This window comes from Paraburkholderia azotifigens (assembly GCF_007995085.1).
Taxonomy (GTDB): Bacteria; Pseudomonadota; Gammaproteobacteria; order Burkholderiales; family Burkholderiaceae; genus Paraburkholderia; species Paraburkholderia azotifigens.
The window spans coordinates 1,096,151-1,112,846 of the sequence record NZ_VOQS01000005.1 but is presented as its reverse complement, the minus strand read 5'-3'; the positions used below and the strand labels follow the sequence as shown (position 1 = coordinate 1,112,846).

Genomic DNA, 16,696 nt, shown 5'->3' with positions numbered 1-16,696 from the left:
GTAGCGAGTGGCGTGGATGAGCGCGACGTGAGCCTTCAGCCGGACAGCGCCCGCACGGCGGCGGGCGCCGTGGCTGCGGCGTCGCTCGGCAGCGCAAGCGAATCGACCCAGCGCAGGATCGCGGCGACGGCTTCGAACAGTTCGTCGGGGATCGGATCGTCGAGGTCGACCTTGTAGAGCGCCCGCGCAACGGGCGGATGGCCGACTATCGGCACGCCCGCGAACTGCGCGTCGCGGCGCATCTGCAGCGCCGCTTCGTCCATGCCTTTGGCGATCACGACAGGCAGCGGATATTCATCCGGCGCGTAACGCACGGCTACCGCGTAGTGCGTCGGATTGACGACCACCATGCTCGCCGTCGCGATCTTGCGCGGCGCGGTCGTCGCGAGTTCCTGCGCGAGACGCCTGCGCTCGCCCTTGATGATGGGATCGCCTTCGTCCTGCTTGAATTCGCGCTTGATCTCGTCCTTGCTCATCTTCTTGCCGCGAATGAAGAGGAATTTCTGCAGCTTCAGGTCGACGCCGCCGAACACGACATACAGCGCGGCCGCCACCGCGAGCAGGCGGATCACGACGAAGCTCGCGAGTTTCGACAGCTCCGGCAGCGACTGGAACATCGAGCCCGTCACGAGCGGCAGCAGGCCCGTGATCGTCTTCCACATCACGAGCGCGAGCACGATGCCCTTGATGGTCATCTTCGCGAGTTCGAGCAGCGATTTGAGCGAGAAGATGCGCTTGATGCCCGCCATCGGACTGACGTTCTCGAACTTGAGACCGACGGCCTTCATTGAAATCACGATGCCCGTCTGTCCCGCGAGCGCGGCAACGGAAGCCAGAATTGCCGCACCGATCACGGGCAGGATCGCGCCCGTCATGCGCGAGCCGATCTGGCTGACGGCGAGCATCAGCGTCGTCATGTCGTGCGGACCGGCGACGAACTTCAGCGCAATCGAGATGCACGAGCGCAACGCGCCGACGATCTTGTCGCCCGTCGCCATCAGCATGCCGACACCCACGGCGAGCAGCGCGCCGTCGACGAGATCCGTGCTCTTCGCGACTTCGCCGTCCTCGCGTGCCTTGCGCAGGCGTTTCTCGGTTGGCTGTTCGGTTTTGTCGTCGCTCATTTGGCGCTCCTCGTGCGTGCTGCCGGAGTGTAGGGCGCGTGCAGCGGCGGGCTTTCCACCGAGGCGAAGCCCCGCGCACGGTTGCGAAGCGCATGGGTGCCGGCCGTCCAGCGCGTTGCGCTCGCGCCCAGCGGTTCGCTTTCGCGCGACTCGCTTCGGCTGCGATGCGGGCTGCGCGCGACCCGCCTGATACCTTGCCGACGGATGACGCCCCGCGTCCCGTTTTCATCAAGAGGGTCCACGCCATGCTCGCGAAACCGTCACAACCTGCTTCCGCCCAGTCCGCGCCGAACTATCTGCAATGCGGCGACGCCACCTTGAATGCGCTGATCGAGATCGCGTCGGCGGGTCTCTTCCGGCATTTCCCGAAAGCGTCCTCCGATACGACCGACATCGAACTGGTGCTCGACGCGCTGCGCGCCTTCCGTCCGAAGGTCGCCGAGATCGACACGCTGGCGGGTGTGCTGCATATCGTCAACGGACGCTGGGAAGACGCGTCGCGCACGCTGCGCGACGTGATCGACGCAGCGCCGTCGTTCGCGTATGCGAAGGCGATGTATGCGTACTGTCTCGCAGCGCAGAACGACGCCGGCTGGCGTCAATGGGCCGACCAGGCGCTCGAAGGCGAGGCAGGCCCGGAAACGCGTGCGCTGGTCCGTGCGCTCGGCGTGCGCGCCGATCTCGAAGCCGCGCGCGCGAATCATCGCGGCGGCGACTTCGTGCTGCCCGAGTCGTACCGCGATCTCGCGCAAGAGCAGGAGAACGCGGAGTCGAATAACGCGCGGCACGCATCGGCCGATGCGCCCGCGTTCGCATCGCATGCGTTTTTGCGCGCCTGATTCGAGGAGACGCTCATGTCGATCACAAGCATTGCCGAAACGGCTGTACACGCGGCCGCCGAGGCCGCGAAGCCCGAACAGTTGCCGCAGATGCCCGCGCCCGAATCCGTCAGCCGCTTCGAAGACTTGATGCAGCAGCCGCTCGTCGCGCCGGGCGGCGATGCCGGGCAGCACGCGGGCAATCATCTCGTCGACGCGATCCGCAAGCAGGACGGCCAGATGGAAGCGGCGCTCGAACAGGTCGCGACGCTGAGCGCGCATTCGGCGTCGCTGTCGCCGACGCAACAGATCGCGGCGGCCGCGCAGGTGTCGTTGAATCTGTCGCTCGCGCAGTTCGACTTCCAGACCAAGATGGCCGTGGTGTCGGCGTCGAAGTCGTCGGCTGAAACGCTGATGAAGAACCAGTGATGAACACGAGAACCCTGCTTCCTCCCGCACGGCGCATGTTGATGGGCGGTCTGTTCGTCGCGTGCGCGCTGCTGGCGGGCTGCAAGAAAGAGCTGTACACGGGGCTTGCCGAAGAGGACGTCAACGAGATGACTGTCGCGCTGCTGGAACGCGGTGTGCCGGCTGAAAAGAGCACGCCCGACGGCGGCAAGACCTACACGTTGCAGGTCGACGACGGCGACATGGTGCGCGCGATGCAGGTGCTGCGCGAAAGAGGCCTGCCGCATAGCAAGTTCGACGATCTCGGCAGCCTGTTCAAGAAGGACGGTCTCGTGTCGACGCCGACGGAAGAGCGCGTGCGCTTCATCTACGGGCTGTCGCAGGAACTGTCGGGCACGCTGTCGCATATCGACGGCGTGCTGGTGGCGCGCGTGCAGATCGTGATTCCGAACAACGATCCGCTTGCGCAGACCATCAAGCCGTCTTCCGCTGCCGTGTTCATCAAATACCGGCCCGGTCTCGAACTCGATGCGCTCGTGCCGCAGATCAAGAACCTCGTCGTGCATAGCGTCGAAGGGCTTTCGTACGATCAGGTCAGCGTCACGGGCGTGGCCGCCGATCAGGTCGATTTCGACAGCCGCGCGCCGTCGCATGCACCCTTGTGGCCGTTCGTGCTGGGCGGGCTGTTCGTGTTGATCGCGATGGCTGGCGCTGGGGGTTATGTGTTTCGTGCACGGCTTGCCGGATTGATCGCGCCGTTGAAGGCCAGTTTCGGTGCGCTTGCGCAGCGCCTGCCGGGACGCAGGCAGAAGTCCGCATGAGCGCGGTGCTTGCGGCGGGCGATGCCGCGCAGATTCTGCTCGGCTGGCAACGCAATGCGCGCAGCGCGCTGCAATGGCTGCATCGCGACTGGCTGGCGGCAGCGCTGGGTCTCGATGCGAAGCTGCGCACGCAGACACATATGGAAGCGGCATTAGCGACATTACGCGCACGCTGCGACGACATGTGCTCGCTTGCCCTACTGCGCGTGCTGCAGCCCGCACCGCCGACGCTCGATCTCTTCAGCGCCGCGCCCGCCGCGCGTCTCGACGCGCTTCCGGTGGAAACCGCCTTGCAGATACTGCGAATGCTCGCGCTGCTCGCACGCCGCGCGGAAGTGCGGCGGCTCGTCGACCGCACCACGCGCAAGCGGCTCGCGGAATGGATCGGCTGCCCGCTCGACGATCTGCTCAGCAAGGCCGTGCCCGAGGCGCCGTCGCTCGTGGACGCCAGGCGAGAGCGTTCGGGCATGCGCGCGCTCGGCTCGCTCGATGCCGACGAACTCGCGCTCGAAGGGCTGGCGTTGCTGCCGCGCGCGGGCGCGCAGCGCATGTTGCTGCGTTTCGCGTTGCCATCTGCGGATGCAAGCACCGTATCGCCTTCGGAAGACGAATGCGAAGACGCATTCGCGTTGCTGCGCGAACGTCTCGGACCTCTTGTGCCGGAGTATCCATGGTTATCTGGCTGAGCCGGCCGCGCGACGCGCACGCGACGCGCGACGCTAAAAACGGCAAGGACGAACCGCGCGTTGGTCTCGTCGGCGATATCGTGCCGCGCGAGACTTTCGGCATGCTCGCGACCATCGACGACGTCTATGGCCGCGTCGAGGCCGAGCGCCAGGCGATCCTCGCCGCCGCGCAGATCGAGCGCGAGCAGATCCTGCACGCGGCTCGCGATGAAGCGCAAGCGCTCGTCGCATCGGCTGCGCGTGAACGTGAAGCAGCCTCGCAGCAGGGTTACGCGGAAGGCGTCGCGCGCGGCGAGGCGCAATGGATCGAACGCATTGCCGCGTTGAGCGCCGATGCGCAGCGCCTGCAAAAGGGCATGCGCAACCGGATGGCCGAACTCGTGATGCTCGCCGTCGAGCAGCTGGTGCGCGCCGAAAGCGCACAGGCATTGTTCGCGCGCGCGACGGATACGATCGACCGCATTGTCGAAGGATCGGCGAACCTGCGCGTGAGCGTGCATCCCGCCGATCTCGACGCAGCGCGCGCAGCATTCGGCGAATTCGAGGCGCGGCTGCGCATGCTGGGACGGCCCGTGCCCCTCGCCGTCGCGGCAGACCCGCGCCTGGAGCCGGGCGCCTGCGTATGCGAATCGGACCTCGGCATTGTCGATGCAAGCCTGTCGACGCAACTCGATTCGATGCGCGCGGCCATCGTTCGTGCATTGAACACGTCGTTAAAGGCGCAAGCCGACCAGACCGAGCCCGCGGAGACAAGCTGATGAACACCGTGAATCCACTGCAGGACAAGCCGTTGACCGACGTGTTCGGTCTGCACGAACACGGCTTGCGCGAACTCGGCAGCGCGATCGAACGCGAGATCCGCTCGCTGTTGCCTGTGCGTCAGACGGGCAAGATCGCCGAAGTGGTCGGCACGCTGATCAAGGTCGCGGGCATCGACCTGAAGCTCGGCGAGCTGTGCGAGCTGCGCACGCCGCAAGGCAAGCTGTTGCAGCACGGCGAAGTGATCGGCTTTACGCGCGAGCATGCTGTCGTGTCGCCGTTCGCGCAGTTGTCGGAAGTGTCGCGCGCGACGCATGTGATCGGCTTGCAGCGGCCGTTGTCGGTGCCTGTCGGCGACGGCCTGCTCGGCCGCGTGATCGATGCCCTCGGTCAGCCGATGGACGGGCGCGGCCCGATCGAGGCCGAAGACAGCAGGCCGATTTTCGCGGACCCGCCGAACCCGATGACGCGCCGCATGATCGAGCATCCGATGGTCACGGGCGTGCGCGTGATCGACGCGATGACGACGCTCGCGGAAGGCCAGCGCATGGGCATTTTCGCGCCGGCGGGTGTCGGCAAGAGCACCTTGCTCGGCATGCTCGCGCGCGGCGCGCAATGCGACATCAACGTGATCGCGCTGATCGGCGAACGTGGCCGCGAAGTACGCGAATTCGTCGAGCTGATTCTCGGCGAGAAGGGCATGGCGCGCTCGGTGGTCGTGTGCGCGACATCGGACCGTTCGTCGAGCGAGCGCGCGAAGGCGGCGTACGTGGCGACGGCCATCGCCGAGCATTTCCGCGACGAAGGCAAGCGCGTGCTGCTGATGATGGATTCGCTGACGCGCTTCGCGCGCGCGGGCCGCGAGATCGGCCTTGCAGCAGGCGAGCCGCCCGCAAGGCGTGGCTTTCCGCCGTCCGTGTTCGCCGAGTTGCCGCGTCTCTTGGAACGCGCGGGCATGGGCGAGCGCGGCTCGATCACGGCGCTCTATACGGTGCTCGCCGAAGACGAGTCGGGCAGCGATCCCATCGCGGAAGAAGTGCGCGGCGTGCTTGACGGCCATCTGATCCTGTCGCGTGAAATTGCCGCGCAGAACCGTTACCCCGCCATCGACGTGCTCGGCAGCCTGTCGCGCGTGATGTCGCAAGTGATGCCGCGCGAGTTCATGGCGTCGTCCGGGCGGCTGCGCAAGCTGCTTGCGAAGCATCGCGAGGTGGACATGCTGTTGCAGATCGGCGAATACCAGCCGGGCACGAACGCGCTCGCCGACGAAGCGATCGCGAAGATCGACGCGCTGAAAGCGTTCCTGTCGCAGCCGACTGATTCATACGCGGACCCGGCGGACACGGAAGCGGCGCTGCACGAACTCGCGCAAGGGGACGCGCAATGAGCACACGGCGATGAGCGCACCGCAACGACAGATAGCCGCGCTGTCGCGCGCCGTGTCGCGCCGCCAGCGCCTCGAACAGGACTTGCGCGCGCGGCTTGCGCAGCTCGTCGCGGCGCGTGTGCCGCTCGTCGAGCGCGAAGGGCAGGCGCGCGCTCACGCAGCGGCGCTTGAGGGGCAGGCGCGTTCCTACGGGCGGCGCATCAGCGCGATGATGTCGGGCGCGGAGCCGTTTTCGATCGACACGTTGACGGCGATCCGCCTCTACGCGGATGAAGTGGACCGCATGCACGCCGCCGCGCTGGACGCGTTGACGGCCGCGCAACAGGCCATCGCGGCCCACGACGGCACGATTGCGAACACGCGCGGCGAGATCGCGAAGAATCGCGGTCGCATCGGTTTGTGCGAAACGCGCATCGGCAAGCTGCAACGCGTGCTCGACGGCATCGCCGCCGACGCGGAAGACGAAGACATCGAAGAGACGGCGCTCGCGCGCCTTGCCCGCGCATGACCGAGTTGCTGCAACTCTACGGCCCGTGGCTGCTCAGGCATCTCGCCGTGCTCGGCGTCTGCTCGCTGCGGCTCTACGCGATCATGACGCTCTTTCCGCCGACCGCGGAGGGCGTGCTGCAAGGGCGCTTGCGCAACGGTGTCGCGCTGAGCTTCACGCTGTTCGTCGCGCTGGCGCAGCCGCCGTCGTTCGCCGATTCGCTGACGGGCTTCACGCTGATGATGACCGCGTTGCGCGAGACGCTGATCGGCGTCGTGATGGGTTTCGCGGCGGCGACCGTGTTCTGGGTGGCGGAAGGCGCGGGCATCTATCTCGACAATCTGACGGGCTACAACAACGCGCAGATGAGCAACCCGATGCTGTCGCAGCAATCCACACCATCGGCGACGTTGCTCGGCCAGATCGCGACCGTTGCGTTCTGGTCGCTCGGCGGCATGCAGTTTTTGCTGGAGGCGCTGTACGAGTCGTATCGATGGTGGCCGGTTGCATCGACAAAGCCCATGTCGACGGATTTTCTCGGCGTGTTCGCAATGCACCAGACCGACACGTTGATGCAGACCATCGCCAAACTTGCCGCGCCAATGCTGCTCGTGCTGCTGCTGATCGATCTCGGTGCGAATCTCGCGTCGAAGGCCGCGCAAAAACTCGATCTGAGCGCGCTCAGTCAGCCGATCAAGGGAGCAGTGACGGTGCTGATGCTCGCCGTCTTCACGGGCCTTTTCGTGCATCAGGTGCAGGATCAGCTCGACTTGCGGCTCTTCAGGGAGCAGGTTCGCGCGATTGCGCAGATGAGCGATCGCGACACCGATCTGAAGCCAGGCGCCAAGCCTCCCTCCCGCGATGTGACGCCGTGATGTCACGGCAATCGCATGCCATAGAAGTGAGATTTGTTGAGCGTTCTTGTCCGTGAAGAACGCGAAATCTCAACTTTGCTCAAGCCTCAACTCTTTCCTCTGATTATTGAGAATTTCACATTTCCGTTTGGCTACAGTGCATTCCGTCGCCGCGACGTATCGATGAAATATCGATGAACAGCGTCGCGATCGTTTCAACGCGCTCAGGCAGCGTCGCCTCCATCGCTGCGCGAGCTTTACGACGGAACCAGCCATGCTCGTTACCTACTACTTCCCGTATGTGTCGATGCTCAACGCGGCGTCGGCGCCCTACAGCGTCGTCGAACTGATCCGCAACGGCAATGTGCAGGCGGCTGCCGCGCACGTACAGCGCCTCGTCGATCATCACGACGACGCGACGCCCGCCGCGCTGCTGCAATTGCAGGGCGATCTGCAACTGTCGCTCGGCATGGAGGTCGATGCCGACGAATCGTTCCGCGACGCGCAAAAGCGCATGCGCGACGACAAGGACGGCATGCGCTTCGCGTCGTGCCGTAACGCGGGCTGGCAGGCGCTGTTCCGCTACCGTTACGGCACGGCGATGTCGTGCTTCATGCAGATCGCCGATCATCCGCAGGCAAGCGCGGCGCTGCGGCTCGACGCGCTGTTCGGTGCGTTCGGCGTGCTCTTCTGCGTCGGCCGTCTGCGCGATGCGGATGCCGTGCTCGATACGCTCGAAGACCTGCTCGACGAGGTGACGTCGAACGATCGTGTGCTGCCCAATGCCGATGGCTGGCAGCGCCTGCTGAGCACCGTGCGTTTCGATGTCGAGGCGCAAAGCACGCTGCGCTCGCGCGCCGCGCTGTCCGATCACATCTACTGGCAAGTGGGCCTGACGGGCGATGCCGCGCCGCGCGTCGCGCCGCAGCGGCCCGCCGCGCTGCGCATGCTGACAGGCGCGATCGCCGATCCGCTGCTGCGCGCACGTGTCGAGTTTCTCGATCAGCTCGCGCAGTTCGCGGGCGGCGAGCGCGAGGCGCAGCAGCCGATGCTCGCGCATGCCGAATGGGCGGGCAAGCAGGGCATCCAGAACTATCAGAGCGCCGTGCGCATCGAGATCGTGCTCGCGAGTCTCGCGGGCGGCGTGTCGTCGCTGGCCGAGACGATTCTCGCGCTGCTGACGGCCGAAGTGCGGATGCCGCAAAGCCATCGTCAGCTGGAGTATCTGTACTGCCTCGCGAAGCTGCGTCACGTGCAGGGCCGCAGCGGCGAGTCGCTGGAGGTGTACACGCGCTATGCGCTCGCCGCCGTCAACTGCATCCGCGACGAAGCGGGCGCGCTCGCGCGCTACGGCCAGCGCATCGCGCGCGCGCCGGAACAGCTCGACGACATCGGCACGCGGCTGCCCGCGCGTTACCGCCGTGCGTATCGCTATCTGCTCGACAACCTCGAACGCAAGGATCTGTCGATCCGCGAGATCGCCGCGCAGATCGGCGTGACGGATCGCGCGCTGCAAAGCGCGTTCAAGGCGAGCCTCGGTTCGACGCCGACGGAAATCATCCGGCGGCTGCGCATGGAGCGCATCCGCGCGGACCTCGAAGCCGACGACAGCGCGCACGAGCAGGGCATTCTCGCGACGGCCGTCAAATGGGGCGTCAGCAACCGCTCGACGCTCGTCAACAGCTACCGCCGCGAATTCAACGAATCGCCGTCCGACACGCTGAACCGCTGACCCGCGCCGCCAGCCAGTCACGCCAGAACCATACCTATCCCGAGCGTCGAACATGAAACTCACATTCCGTCGCCGCGCGATCGCGGCCGCCTTGCTGATGATGGGCCTGAGCACGGGCCAGGCCGCGCCGATCTCGTGGCGGCCCGGCGAAGTGCATATTTCGGTGGAAAGCCGCGATCTGAAGGACGTGCTGCGCGACTTCGCGGCGAGCCAGGGCATCATCGCGACGATCGCGCCGAACGTGCAGGGCACCGTGTCGGGGCGCTTCGATCTGCCGCCGCGCCGGTTCATCGACACGATGGCGGCGACCTTCGGCTTCGTCTGGTTCTACGACGGCAGCGTGCTTTCCATCAGCACCGCCGACGACGTGACCACCAAGGTCATCAAGCTCGACTTCGCGGGCACGCAGAGCCTGCGCGCGACGCTCAAGCAGATCGGGCTCGACACGGACCGCTTCCCGATCGTCTACGACCCCGAGCAGGGTGTCGCGCTGATCACGGGACCGCACCGGTTGATCCAGCTGGTCGATGAGGTAGCCGCGCGGCTCGATCAGAACGCGAATCGCCGCACGGGCAGCGAAGTGCGCGCGTATCCGCTGCGCTACGGCTGGGCCGCCGATCACACGATCACCGTGAACGGCAAGACGCAGGTCGTGCCGGGCGTCGCGCACGTACTGGCGAGTCTCTATCACCCGGAGCGGGACAGCGACCAGCAGGGCACGTCGCGCGGTACGGCGGACGGCACGGCGAATCTGCAACAGGTCAGCCCTTACGCGGACGTGCAGGGCGGCACGAGCGGCGGCTCGCCGTACAACAGCAACGGCGTGAATCCGCCGCTGCCCGATGTGTTCGCGGGCGTCGCGGCGGCGGGCGGCGGGCCGGTCGGCGCACTGCCGGGCGGCGGCTATGGCGGCACGGCGGGCGGCACGTCAGGCGGCGCAGCGGGCAGCGGCCAGGGCGGTGGCCGCGCGGCGACGGCGGCCGTGCCGGACGGCGCAGGCTCGCTGCCCGTCATTCAGGCCGACGCGCGGACCAATTCGGTACTGATCCGCGATCTGCCCGATCGCGTCGGCCAGTATGAGCAGCTGATCGACCGGCTGGACGTGAAGCGTCGGATGGTCGAGATCGAAGCGCACATCATCGAAATCGACGACGGCGCGCTCAAGCAGCTGGGGGTCGACTGGCACGCGCATTCGAGCCACTTCGACTTCCAGACGGGCAGCGGCAGCGCCAACGCAAACAACTTCAACGGCACGGTGAGCCCGACGTTTTCGTCGCTCGATACGGCGGGCAATCTGGTCGCGACGGCGACGCCGACGGGCGGCTCGCTGACAGCCGTGGTCGGCGACGCGGGCCGCTATCTGCTGACGCGCATCGACGCGCTGGAGCAGACCAACCTCGCGCGGATCGACGCGAGCCCGAAGGTCGCGACGCTCGACAACGTCGAAGCCGTGATGAACAACAAGACGCAGTTCTTCATTCCCGTATCGGGCTTCACGTCGAGCAATCTGTTCAGCGTGCAGGTCGGCAATACGCTGCGCGTGCTCCCCATGGTGGTCGACGCAAACGGCACGCAGCAGATCAAGCTGCAGGTGCACGTGGAAGACGGTCAACCGACGGGCAACAGCGTGAAGGACATTCCCGAGATCCGCACCAGCGAGATCAACACCGAGGCCGTCGTATCGGAAGGCCAGAGTCTGCTCATCGCCGGTTATCGCGTGGATAACGACTCGAATCTGAATACGGGCGTGCCCGTGCTGTCGAAGATTCCCGTGCTCGGCGCGCTGTTCCGCTCGCGCACGCATCAGAGCAGCCATATGGAGCGGCTGGTGCTGCTCACGCCGCGTGTAATCGAGTTCTGAACGCGGTGAGCTTCAGTTCTTTTCGCGGACCGTGTAAGGCGGCGCCTGTACGACGGGTGCCGCGGCGGCGAAGATGTCTTCGCGCTTGCCGTTGCGCGGCGGATAGATGCGCTCGCAGTTGATCGTGCGTTTGGTCTGTTTGGCGGCGGCGCCTTGCGACGCGAGGCGCCGCTCCCAGCCTTCCGTATAGACGGCGCCCCACGGGCCGAGATCGAGGATGGTCGTGTACCAGTCGATGGCGAGCGGCAGCATGTCGAGACCGAGCAGGTCACATACTGCGTTGTGCCCCGCGTAGCGGCCCATCGGGCGGCCGTGCTGGCAGGACATCACGGAGGGCCGTTCGCCGTCGATCAGGATGCGCGCGCAATCGCCCGCTGCAAACACGTTCGGCACGTTGTCGACGCGCAGGAAGGCATCGACGGGAACGCGCCCGAATGGATCGGGCGTGACGGGGAATTGCGCCGTCAACGGGTTTGCACGCATGCCGCCGCACCAGACGACGGTTGCGGTATCGATGTGCTCGCCGCCCGTGAATTGCACGCCGTCGCGCGTGACGGCTTCGAGCGACACGCGCGGCAGCAGTTCCACGCCTTGCGCGACGAGCGCTTCTTCGATCACCGGCTGTGCGCCGCCCATCGCCTGACCGATTTTCGGCGAGCGGTCGGCGAGTATCACGCGTATCGCGTTGCCGTGACTTTCACCGATGATGCTGCGCAAGCGCGCTGGCAATTCCGCGGCAAGTTCGATTCCTGTCAGCCCCGCGCCGACCACGACCACCGTGAAGCGTCCTGGCGATTCAGGCCTGCCCGGCAGTTCGAGCAGATGCGCCTGGAGACGCGCGGCCCCCTGAAACGTGTCGACATCGAAGCTGAATTCGCGCAATCCGGGGATGGCGGGGCGAACCAGTTCGCTTCCCGCTGCGAGAATCAGGCGGTCGTAGCCGAGCGATTGCCCGGGCGCATCGCCGGATTCGAAACCGACGCGCCTGTTTTGCAGATCGATCGAGTTGACCTTGCCGAGAATACGGCGCACGCCGGCAGGATCGAGCACGTCGTCGAGCGGCACGAGCGTGTCGTCGAGCGGCTGCTCGTAGTTGCGCACGCGAATGCTGTGATACGGCGTGCCGTTGATCACGGCAACTTCGACCTGGTCGCCCGGCACGCGCAGTTCATCGAGCTTGCGCGCGGCGCCCAGCGCGCTCCACAGGCCGGCAAAACCGGCGCCGATCACGACGATCCGCTTCACGTCAGTATCCATGTCGGGCGTGCTCCGTGGTGAGGATGCGGATTCGAGTGTAGTTCGGCGGGGCGGATGCCGCTGGTTTTTCTTTTGTTTCTGCGTGAGAGTCAGGGCGCCGTGATGCCGACGGGCGTCATGCGAGGCGCCGCGGCGCTGGTATCCGCATCGGCATGCCGATAGATCAGATAAGTGGCGAAATACGGCACGGCGAGGCTCGTGCCTTCCTGGTCGCATGCGCCCGCAGGCGCCAGGCCGCCGATCGTATGCGCGCGCACGATCGCCGTCGTTCCCGCAAATCGTCCATCGCCATTCGACGCCGCCGCCGTGAAGCGGATCGCTTCGCGCGTCCACGGCAACGTCTGCGGATCGGGCTGAACGGTGTCCGTCAAGCGTGCGACGACGTAGCTGCCGTCATACGCCGAGTAATAGCCTTCCGGCGTGACGAGCGCGACGGCATGGCCCTTATCATCGAGAAGCCGCGCAAGCGTGCCGACAGGTTTCCACATGTACGCGGCAAAGTCTGCGGACTGCGCGCCCGCTTCCGTACGGGCACACACATAGTGCATGTCGCCCTGTGCGTGCAGCGTGCTGCCCGGCACTTCGCCTCGCGCGGGTTCGAACGTCGGCGGCAACTGCGCTTCAGGCGCGGCTTGCGGCGCACTCGCGCAGCCTGTGCCCGCCAACGTCAGTGCTATCGCAACGACAGTCGCGGCTGCGCGTGTCAACGGAACGGCGCTCATCGCGATCAGCTGTGTTCGAGCGCGCGGCTCGTTTCGATCGCGGCCAGCACGCGCGTCGACAGATCGGAATCGTGGACGCTCGCGCCATCGTCGGCAGGCACGTTCAGGAAGCGCGAGACGATGGCGATGGCCGTGTCGTTGTTCGTATCGACGGCCTCCGTTGCGGCGCGCCGCCATTCGTCGTCGTGCTGCATGTAGAGACACAGCGCGTACAGCGCCGATACGACGGGCAGATTCGCATGACGGCTCGTCACGTGGCGCAACAGGCTGGCCGCTTCGCGCCACTCGGTCTGATTGATCAGCAGACGGGCTTCGCACACGTCGGCGAGCGGACTGTCCGGCTGCCACGCGCGCAGCGCGCCGAGCACGTCATGCAGTTCCGGCGTGGCGCCGATGCGCATGCCGCCTGAGAACACGGACATCATCGCGTTGAGCACGGATGGACTGCATTGAAGATTCGACATGACGGCCTCGCATGAACAGTTGACGGACGATAGCGGGCTCATGCCCGACACTGCATTTTGCGTACTGCAGTGCGGTCGGCATCGCCGTTGCGCGAAGCGTCGTGCCGCGTGCCGAAGCGTGTCGTCGTGCTGTATCGGAGGCGCGGACACATGGTGTTTCGATGCGTTGCGCGCGGTCATTCGCGACACGTCACGCGGCTTCGCGCCATGCAGCCGTCGCATGTCCGCATCCCTCTATCGTCGACAGTGAATCGGGATCGGGCAAAGATCGCCGGTTCGTCTTCTTTGTTAACCAGAGAGAATTCGATGAACTCCATTACCCAATCCTTTCTCAATCCCGTGAGCTACACGCCCGCCGGCGGCATGACGGGCAGCTCGACGCAAGGCGTGCCGGGTCAGGGCGGCGACGTCGGCAAGCTGCTGCAAGACCTGTCGCAACTGATCGACGGTCAGCAGAACAACGCAGGCGGATCGAACAACGTCAGCCAGTTCCTGAAGGATCTGGCGGGCGTGCTGGGCGGACAGCAAGGTGCGCAGGGTGCGCAGGGTGCGCAGAACGCGGCGACGTCGCCGGGCGGCCAGCCGGGCGGAATGCCGTCGACAGGCGCTCCCGCCGGTTCACCTGCCGGCTCGCCCGTCGGCGCAACGACGGGCGACACCGGTCTCGGCGCCGCGGGCCAGGGCATGCACAACATCAAGATCAACAGCAAGGCGGGCGGCGACGCGCTGCATCTGCAGGAAGACTCGCAGGGCAATCTGTACAACGCGAGCGGCAACAACGTCGGCCATATGGGCGCCGACGGGTCGGTCACGCTGAACTCGGGCGCGACGAAGGAAGCGGCGATCCTCGAAACGGGACACGCGGACGGCAAAATGAACTTCGCGCAGATGTTCGGCAAGGGCGGCTTCACGAAACCGGAAACGGCCGACGGCGGCAATCAGGTATTCGATTCGTCGCAGGTATCGGTGTCGTCGGGCGACCTGAATCAGAAGAACGACGTCTGATCGATGCAAGGCGATGCGGCGCTCGGCATTCACCGCGCGCCGTGTTGTGCGATGTCGTTGTGCGATGTCGTTGTGCGATGTCGTTGTGCGATGTGTATGCGGTTTCGCTGCGTCGCAGGGGTGGCTCAACGCGCCGCCAGCGATGCCGCTGTCACCGGGATGCTGTGCGCAGGATCGCGCCGCCAGCCGTCGATGATCGCGGCGATGCGGCGCGCGTAGTCGTCGCGCAGCGCGGGCGTCGACGAATGATAGGCGCCCACGGCCGTCCACGTGTTGCCGTAGCGGACCACCTGCTTGCGCAGATGCCATGCGGCGATATAGACGTTCTTGCACGGCACCATCAGCGCATCGCGGCGGATGCCGTAGCGCGCGAGTTCGGGCAGATGGATCGAGTTGATCTGCATCACGCCGTAATCGATCGAGCCGTTCGCGTTCGCATGTGTCGCGTCGGCGTTGTTGTGCGATTCCTGCCAGGCGATCGCGCGCAGAACGAGCGGATTCAGATGTTGCCACGCGGCTGCGTCGTCGAAGCAGTCGGCGTGTGCCGACACGCTTGCGAGCGAGGCCGATGCGAACAGCAGCGAGCGTGCGACGAGCAACGAGCGATCGAGGCGCGTGTTCATGGCGTCGTTGCTTCGATCGTGCGCGTTTCGTGCCAGCGTTGCAGCCATGCGTTGTAGGCGTGGATGCGTGCTTCGCGGCGAGTTTCTTCACGATGGGCTTCGTCGCGATGCTCTTCTTCACGATGCGCCTCTTCGCGATGCGTCTCTTCGCGATGTTCGTCGAGGCGTCGTTGCGCCGCGCGTGCCTCGTCGAGGCGGCGTGCTTCGATGGTGTCGTCGTAGGCGTTCACGCGCAGCAGGCTTTCGCGGATGTGGCTTTGCGCGCGAGCGTCGATAGCGCCAAGCATGATCGATAACGCAATGAGAGCGCGTCGAGAGAGGCGCATGAATGTGCTCCTTGTCGAACGGGAAGCGATGCGTACGAGGATAGATGCCGTCCTCCAGTCGACGCGCGTGCAACGCGAAGCAGCGCTACGGGCATGCGAAGCGGCTGGCGGCGCGCGGCGCTTTCGCGTTTGCGCATCTGGCTTCGTGCGCGACGGGATGCATCGACCGCGCGGCCCGTATCGTGACGTTACCTGGGCGGCGCAACCGATGTCATGGCCGGCCATCTCTCGTGAGGACTCGGATGAACTCTCTTTCTCTTTTCAACGGCGTGGGCGGTGTGTCGGGGCTGTCGCCCATATCGGGCATGCAGGGCAACGGCTCCTCGCAGGACGCGTCGGTTGCGAATCTGCTGAACGACATTGCGAAGCTGATCGACGGCGGCGGCTCGGGACAGGGCGCGGGAGCGTCGGGCGCCGCAGCGGGCAATGGCAGCGCGGTGTCGCAGTTCCTCTCCGATCTCGCCGCCATGCTCAGCGATCCCAAAGGCACGGGGGCGCCGAGCGGTACGGGCGCACAGGCGGGCTCGCCTGCTGGCGGCTACGGCAATTTCACGGCGATGCCTGGTAACGCAGCGCCCGCGAGCGGCTATGGCGGTACGGGCGGCGCAGCAGGCGCAGGCAATGCCGCGGGCAGCGGCGGCAGCACGCCCGCGTCGACGTCGACGCCGGTGAAGGGCGTATCCACATCGGGTGCCGCGCCCGAAGGGCTCAGCACCGCGCCGCAGACGCAGGCGCTGTCGCCCGCACAAAGCAAGCAGGCAGCCGATGCGTACGTCAGCAATCTGCAAAAGGACTTCGGGCTGACGAAGGACCAGGCGGCGGGCATCGTGGCTAACCTGTGGCACGAGAGCGGCGGCATGAACTCGGGCATCAACCAGGGCGGCAAGATCGGTGCGCCGGGTTCGAACATGGCCGACGACAACGCGAACGGCTACGGCATCGCGCAATGGGGCGGCACGCGCAAGCAGGGGTTGATCGACTACGCGCGTCAGCACAATCTCGATCCGTCGAGCGAGGCCGCGAACTACGGCTATCTGAAGCAGGAATTGCAGACCTCGCAAGCGGGTGCGATCGATGCCGTGAAGAAGACGAACAGCGCGCAGGCCGCGACGCAGGCATTCTGCAACGCGTTCGAGCAGCCGTCCGATCCGCAGATGGCCTCGCGTCTCGGTTATCTGAACCAGATACTCGCGTGAATCCGCACGTCGTCATGACGCCGCTTTAGCACGCCGCTGACGCATGCGCGAATAGCTCGATGGGCGATCCGCATGCATAAACGGGCGCAGGCACTGACACGACGCGAGCATGGCGAACGGGCATGCGTTGCGGGCGGGTTGCCGCAGCGTCGGGCGCGTGCATCGT

18 protein-coding genes are annotated in these 16,696 nt (G+C 65.9%); 12 read left to right on the top strand and 6 right to left on the bottom strand.

Annotated elements, in window-relative coordinates:
• Positions 1-35: 35 nt before the first annotated feature.
• Positions 36-1,124 (bottom strand): type III secretion system export apparatus subunit SctU, encoded by a 1,089-nt coding sequence (sctU, locus tag FRZ40_RS36985; RefSeq protein ID WP_147237498.1) that lies wholly within the window; start codon positions 1,122-1,124, stop codon positions 36-38.
• A gap of 245 nt (positions 1,125-1,369) precedes the next feature.
• On the opposite strand from sctU, the gene FRZ40_RS36980 reads away from it, so the two are divergent.
• From FRZ40_RS36980 to sctC, 10 genes are all read left to right on the top strand, one after another.
• Positions 1,370-1,963, top strand: coding sequence for an HrpB1 family type III secretion system apparatus protein (locus FRZ40_RS36980; protein WP_147237497.1), 594 nt, complete (start codon positions 1,370-1,372; stop codon positions 1,961-1,963).
• Positions 1,964-1,978: 15 nt separating this feature from the next.
• Complete coding sequence (locus tag FRZ40_RS36975) at positions 1,979-2,371, top strand: type III secretion protein (protein WP_028364183.1); 393 nt, start codon at positions 1,979-1,981, stop codon at positions 2,369-2,371.
• Positions 2,371-3,171 carry a type III secretion system inner membrane ring lipoprotein SctJ gene (sctJ, locus tag FRZ40_RS36970; RefSeq protein ID WP_147237496.1) on the top strand — a complete coding sequence of 267 codons (801 nt, stop codon included), beginning with the start codon at positions 2,371-2,373 and terminating at the stop codon, positions 3,169-3,171. Before FRZ40_RS36975 ends, sctJ begins: the two co-directional genes overlap by 1 nt.
• Entirely contained in the window at positions 3,168-3,857 is a 690-nt protein-coding gene (locus tag FRZ40_RS36965; RefSeq protein WP_147237495.1) for a type III secretion protein HrpB4, read from the top strand. The genes sctJ and FRZ40_RS36965 overlap by 4 nt, the downstream gene beginning before the upstream one ends.
• Positions 3,842-4,615: a type III secretion system stator protein SctL gene (sctL, locus tag FRZ40_RS36960; protein ID WP_147237494.1), complete on the top strand. Its 774-nt coding sequence runs from the start codon at positions 3,842-3,844 to the stop codon at positions 4,613-4,615. The genes FRZ40_RS36965 and sctL overlap by 16 nt, the downstream gene beginning before the upstream one ends.
• Entirely contained in the window at positions 4,615-6,003 is a 1,389-nt protein-coding gene (gene sctN, locus FRZ40_RS36955) for a type III secretion system ATPase SctN (protein WP_147237493.1), read from the top strand. Before sctL ends, sctN begins: the two co-directional genes overlap by 1 nt.
• A gap of 10 nt (positions 6,004-6,013) precedes the next feature.
• Entirely contained in the window at positions 6,014-6,511 is a 498-nt protein-coding gene (locus FRZ40_RS36950; RefSeq protein ID WP_147237492.1) for a type III secretion protein, read from the top strand.
• On the top strand, positions 6,508-7,365 hold the full coding sequence (gene sctT / locus FRZ40_RS36945; RefSeq protein WP_147237491.1) for a type III secretion system export apparatus subunit SctT: 858 nt from the start codon (positions 6,508-6,510) through the stop codon (positions 7,363-7,365). The genes FRZ40_RS36950 and sctT overlap by 4 nt, the downstream gene beginning before the upstream one ends.
• Before the next feature lie 253 nt (positions 7,366-7,618).
• Positions 7,619-9,076 (top strand): helix-turn-helix transcriptional regulator, encoded by a 1,458-nt coding sequence (locus FRZ40_RS36940; RefSeq protein ID WP_147237490.1) that lies wholly within the window; start codon positions 7,619-7,621, stop codon positions 9,074-9,076.
• Positions 9,077-9,128: 52 nt separating this feature from the next.
• The gene (gene sctC / locus FRZ40_RS36935) at positions 9,129-10,937 is read left to right on the top strand and encodes a type III secretion system outer membrane ring subunit SctC (RefSeq protein ID WP_147237489.1); all 1,809 of its coding nucleotides are present in this window, start codon (positions 9,129-9,131) and stop codon (positions 10,935-10,937) included.
• Positions 10,938-10,949: 12 nt separating this feature from the next.
• Here sctC and FRZ40_RS36930 read toward each other — a convergent pair whose 3' ends face one another.
• The 3 genes from FRZ40_RS36930 to FRZ40_RS36920 all read right to left on the bottom strand — a co-directional run bounded on the left by FRZ40_RS36930 (position 10,950) and on the right by FRZ40_RS36920 (position 13,380).
• Positions 10,950-12,194: an NAD(P)/FAD-dependent oxidoreductase gene (locus tag FRZ40_RS36930; protein WP_147237488.1), complete on the bottom strand. Its 1,245-nt coding sequence runs from the start codon at positions 12,192-12,194 to the stop codon at positions 10,950-10,952.
• 89 nt (positions 12,195-12,283) lie between these two features.
• Positions 12,284-12,916 (bottom strand): DUF3455 domain-containing protein, encoded by a 633-nt coding sequence (locus tag FRZ40_RS36925; RefSeq protein WP_147237487.1) that lies wholly within the window; start codon positions 12,914-12,916, stop codon positions 12,284-12,286.
• Between the two features lie 5 nt (positions 12,917-12,921).
• Entirely contained in the window at positions 12,922-13,380 is a 459-nt protein-coding gene (locus FRZ40_RS36920) for an HrpB1 family type III secretion system apparatus protein (RefSeq protein WP_147237486.1), read from the bottom strand.
• Between the two features lie 306 nt (positions 13,381-13,686).
• Between FRZ40_RS36920 and FRZ40_RS36915 the strand changes: the two genes are divergently transcribed.
• Entirely contained in the window at positions 13,687-14,385 is a 699-nt protein-coding gene (locus tag FRZ40_RS36915; RefSeq protein WP_147237485.1) for a hypothetical protein, read from the top strand.
• A gap of 125 nt (positions 14,386-14,510) precedes the next feature.
• Here the strand turns inward: FRZ40_RS36915 and FRZ40_RS36910 are convergent, their stop codons facing one another.
• The gene (locus tag FRZ40_RS36910) at positions 14,511-15,008 is read right to left on the bottom strand and encodes a lytic transglycosylase domain-containing protein (protein ID WP_147237484.1); all 498 of its coding nucleotides are present in this window, start codon (positions 15,006-15,008) and stop codon (positions 14,511-14,513) included.
• A complete protein-coding gene (locus FRZ40_RS36905) occupies positions 15,005-15,334 on the bottom strand; it encodes a hypothetical protein (protein ID WP_147237483.1) in 330 nt (109 codons plus the stop codon). The genes FRZ40_RS36910 and FRZ40_RS36905 overlap by 4 nt, the downstream gene beginning before the upstream one ends.
• Positions 15,335-15,576: 242 nt before the next feature.
• On the opposite strand from FRZ40_RS36905, the gene FRZ40_RS36900 reads away from it, so the two are divergent.
• Positions 15,577-16,530, top strand: a complete 954-nt coding sequence (locus FRZ40_RS36900; protein ID WP_147237482.1) for a phage tail tip lysozyme — start codon at positions 15,577-15,579, stop codon at positions 16,528-16,530.
• The last annotated feature ends 166 nt before the right edge of the window (positions 16,531-16,696 follow it).

Bases quoted from the DNA above. Each gene is read 5' to 3' on its own strand.
- sctN (WP_147237493.1), top strand. From the start codon at position 4,615: ATGAACACCGTGAATCCACTGCAGGACAAGCCGTTGACCGACGTGTTC.
- FRZ40_RS36905 (WP_147237483.1), bottom strand. From the start codon at position 15,334: ATGCGCCTCTCTCGACGCGCTCTCATTGCGTTATCGATCATGCTTGGC.
- sctT (WP_147237491.1), top strand. From the start codon at position 6,508: ATGACCGAGTTGCTGCAACTCTACGGCCCGTGGCTGCTCAGGCATCTC.
- sctL (WP_147237494.1), top strand. From the start codon at position 3,842: ATGGTTATCTGGCTGAGCCGGCCGCGCGACGCGCACGCGACGCGCGAC.
- FRZ40_RS36975 (WP_028364183.1), top strand. From the start codon at position 1,979: ATGTCGATCACAAGCATTGCCGAAACGGCTGTACACGCGGCCGCCGAG.
- FRZ40_RS36915 (WP_147237485.1), top strand. From the start codon at position 13,687: ATGAACTCCATTACCCAATCCTTTCTCAATCCCGTGAGCTACACGCCC.
- FRZ40_RS36950 (WP_147237492.1), top strand. From the start codon at position 6,014: ATGAGCGCACCGCAACGACAGATAGCCGCGCTGTCGCGCGCCGTGTCG.
- FRZ40_RS36980 (WP_147237497.1), top strand. From the start codon at position 1,370: ATGCTCGCGAAACCGTCACAACCTGCTTCCGCCCAGTCCGCGCCGAAC.
- FRZ40_RS36940 (WP_147237490.1), top strand. From the start codon at position 7,619: ATGCTCGTTACCTACTACTTCCCGTATGTGTCGATGCTCAACGCGGCG.
- FRZ40_RS36965 (WP_147237495.1), top strand. From the start codon at position 3,168: ATGAGCGCGGTGCTTGCGGCGGGCGATGCCGCGCAGATTCTGCTCGGC.
- sctJ (WP_147237496.1), top strand. From the start codon at position 2,371: ATGAACACGAGAACCCTGCTTCCTCCCGCACGGCGCATGTTGATGGGC.
- sctU (WP_147237498.1), bottom strand. From the start codon at position 1,124: ATGAGCGACGACAAAACCGAACAGCCAACCGAGAAACGCCTGCGCAAG.
- sctC (WP_147237489.1), top strand. From the start codon at position 9,129: ATGAAACTCACATTCCGTCGCCGCGCGATCGCGGCCGCCTTGCTGATG.
- FRZ40_RS36900 (WP_147237482.1), top strand. From the start codon at position 15,577: ATGAACTCTCTTTCTCTTTTCAACGGCGTGGGCGGTGTGTCGGGGCTG.
- FRZ40_RS36930 (WP_147237488.1), bottom strand. From the start codon at position 12,194: ATGGATACTGACGTGAAGCGGATCGTCGTGATCGGCGCCGGTTTTGCC.
- FRZ40_RS36920 (WP_147237486.1), bottom strand. From the start codon at position 13,380: ATGTCGAATCTTCAATGCAGTCCATCCGTGCTCAACGCGATGATGTCC.
- FRZ40_RS36925 (WP_147237487.1), bottom strand. From the start codon at position 12,916: ATGAGCGCCGTTCCGTTGACACGCGCAGCCGCGACTGTCGTTGCGATA.
- FRZ40_RS36910 (WP_147237484.1), bottom strand. From the start codon at position 15,008: ATGAACACGCGCCTCGATCGCTCGTTGCTCGTCGCACGCTCGCTGCTG.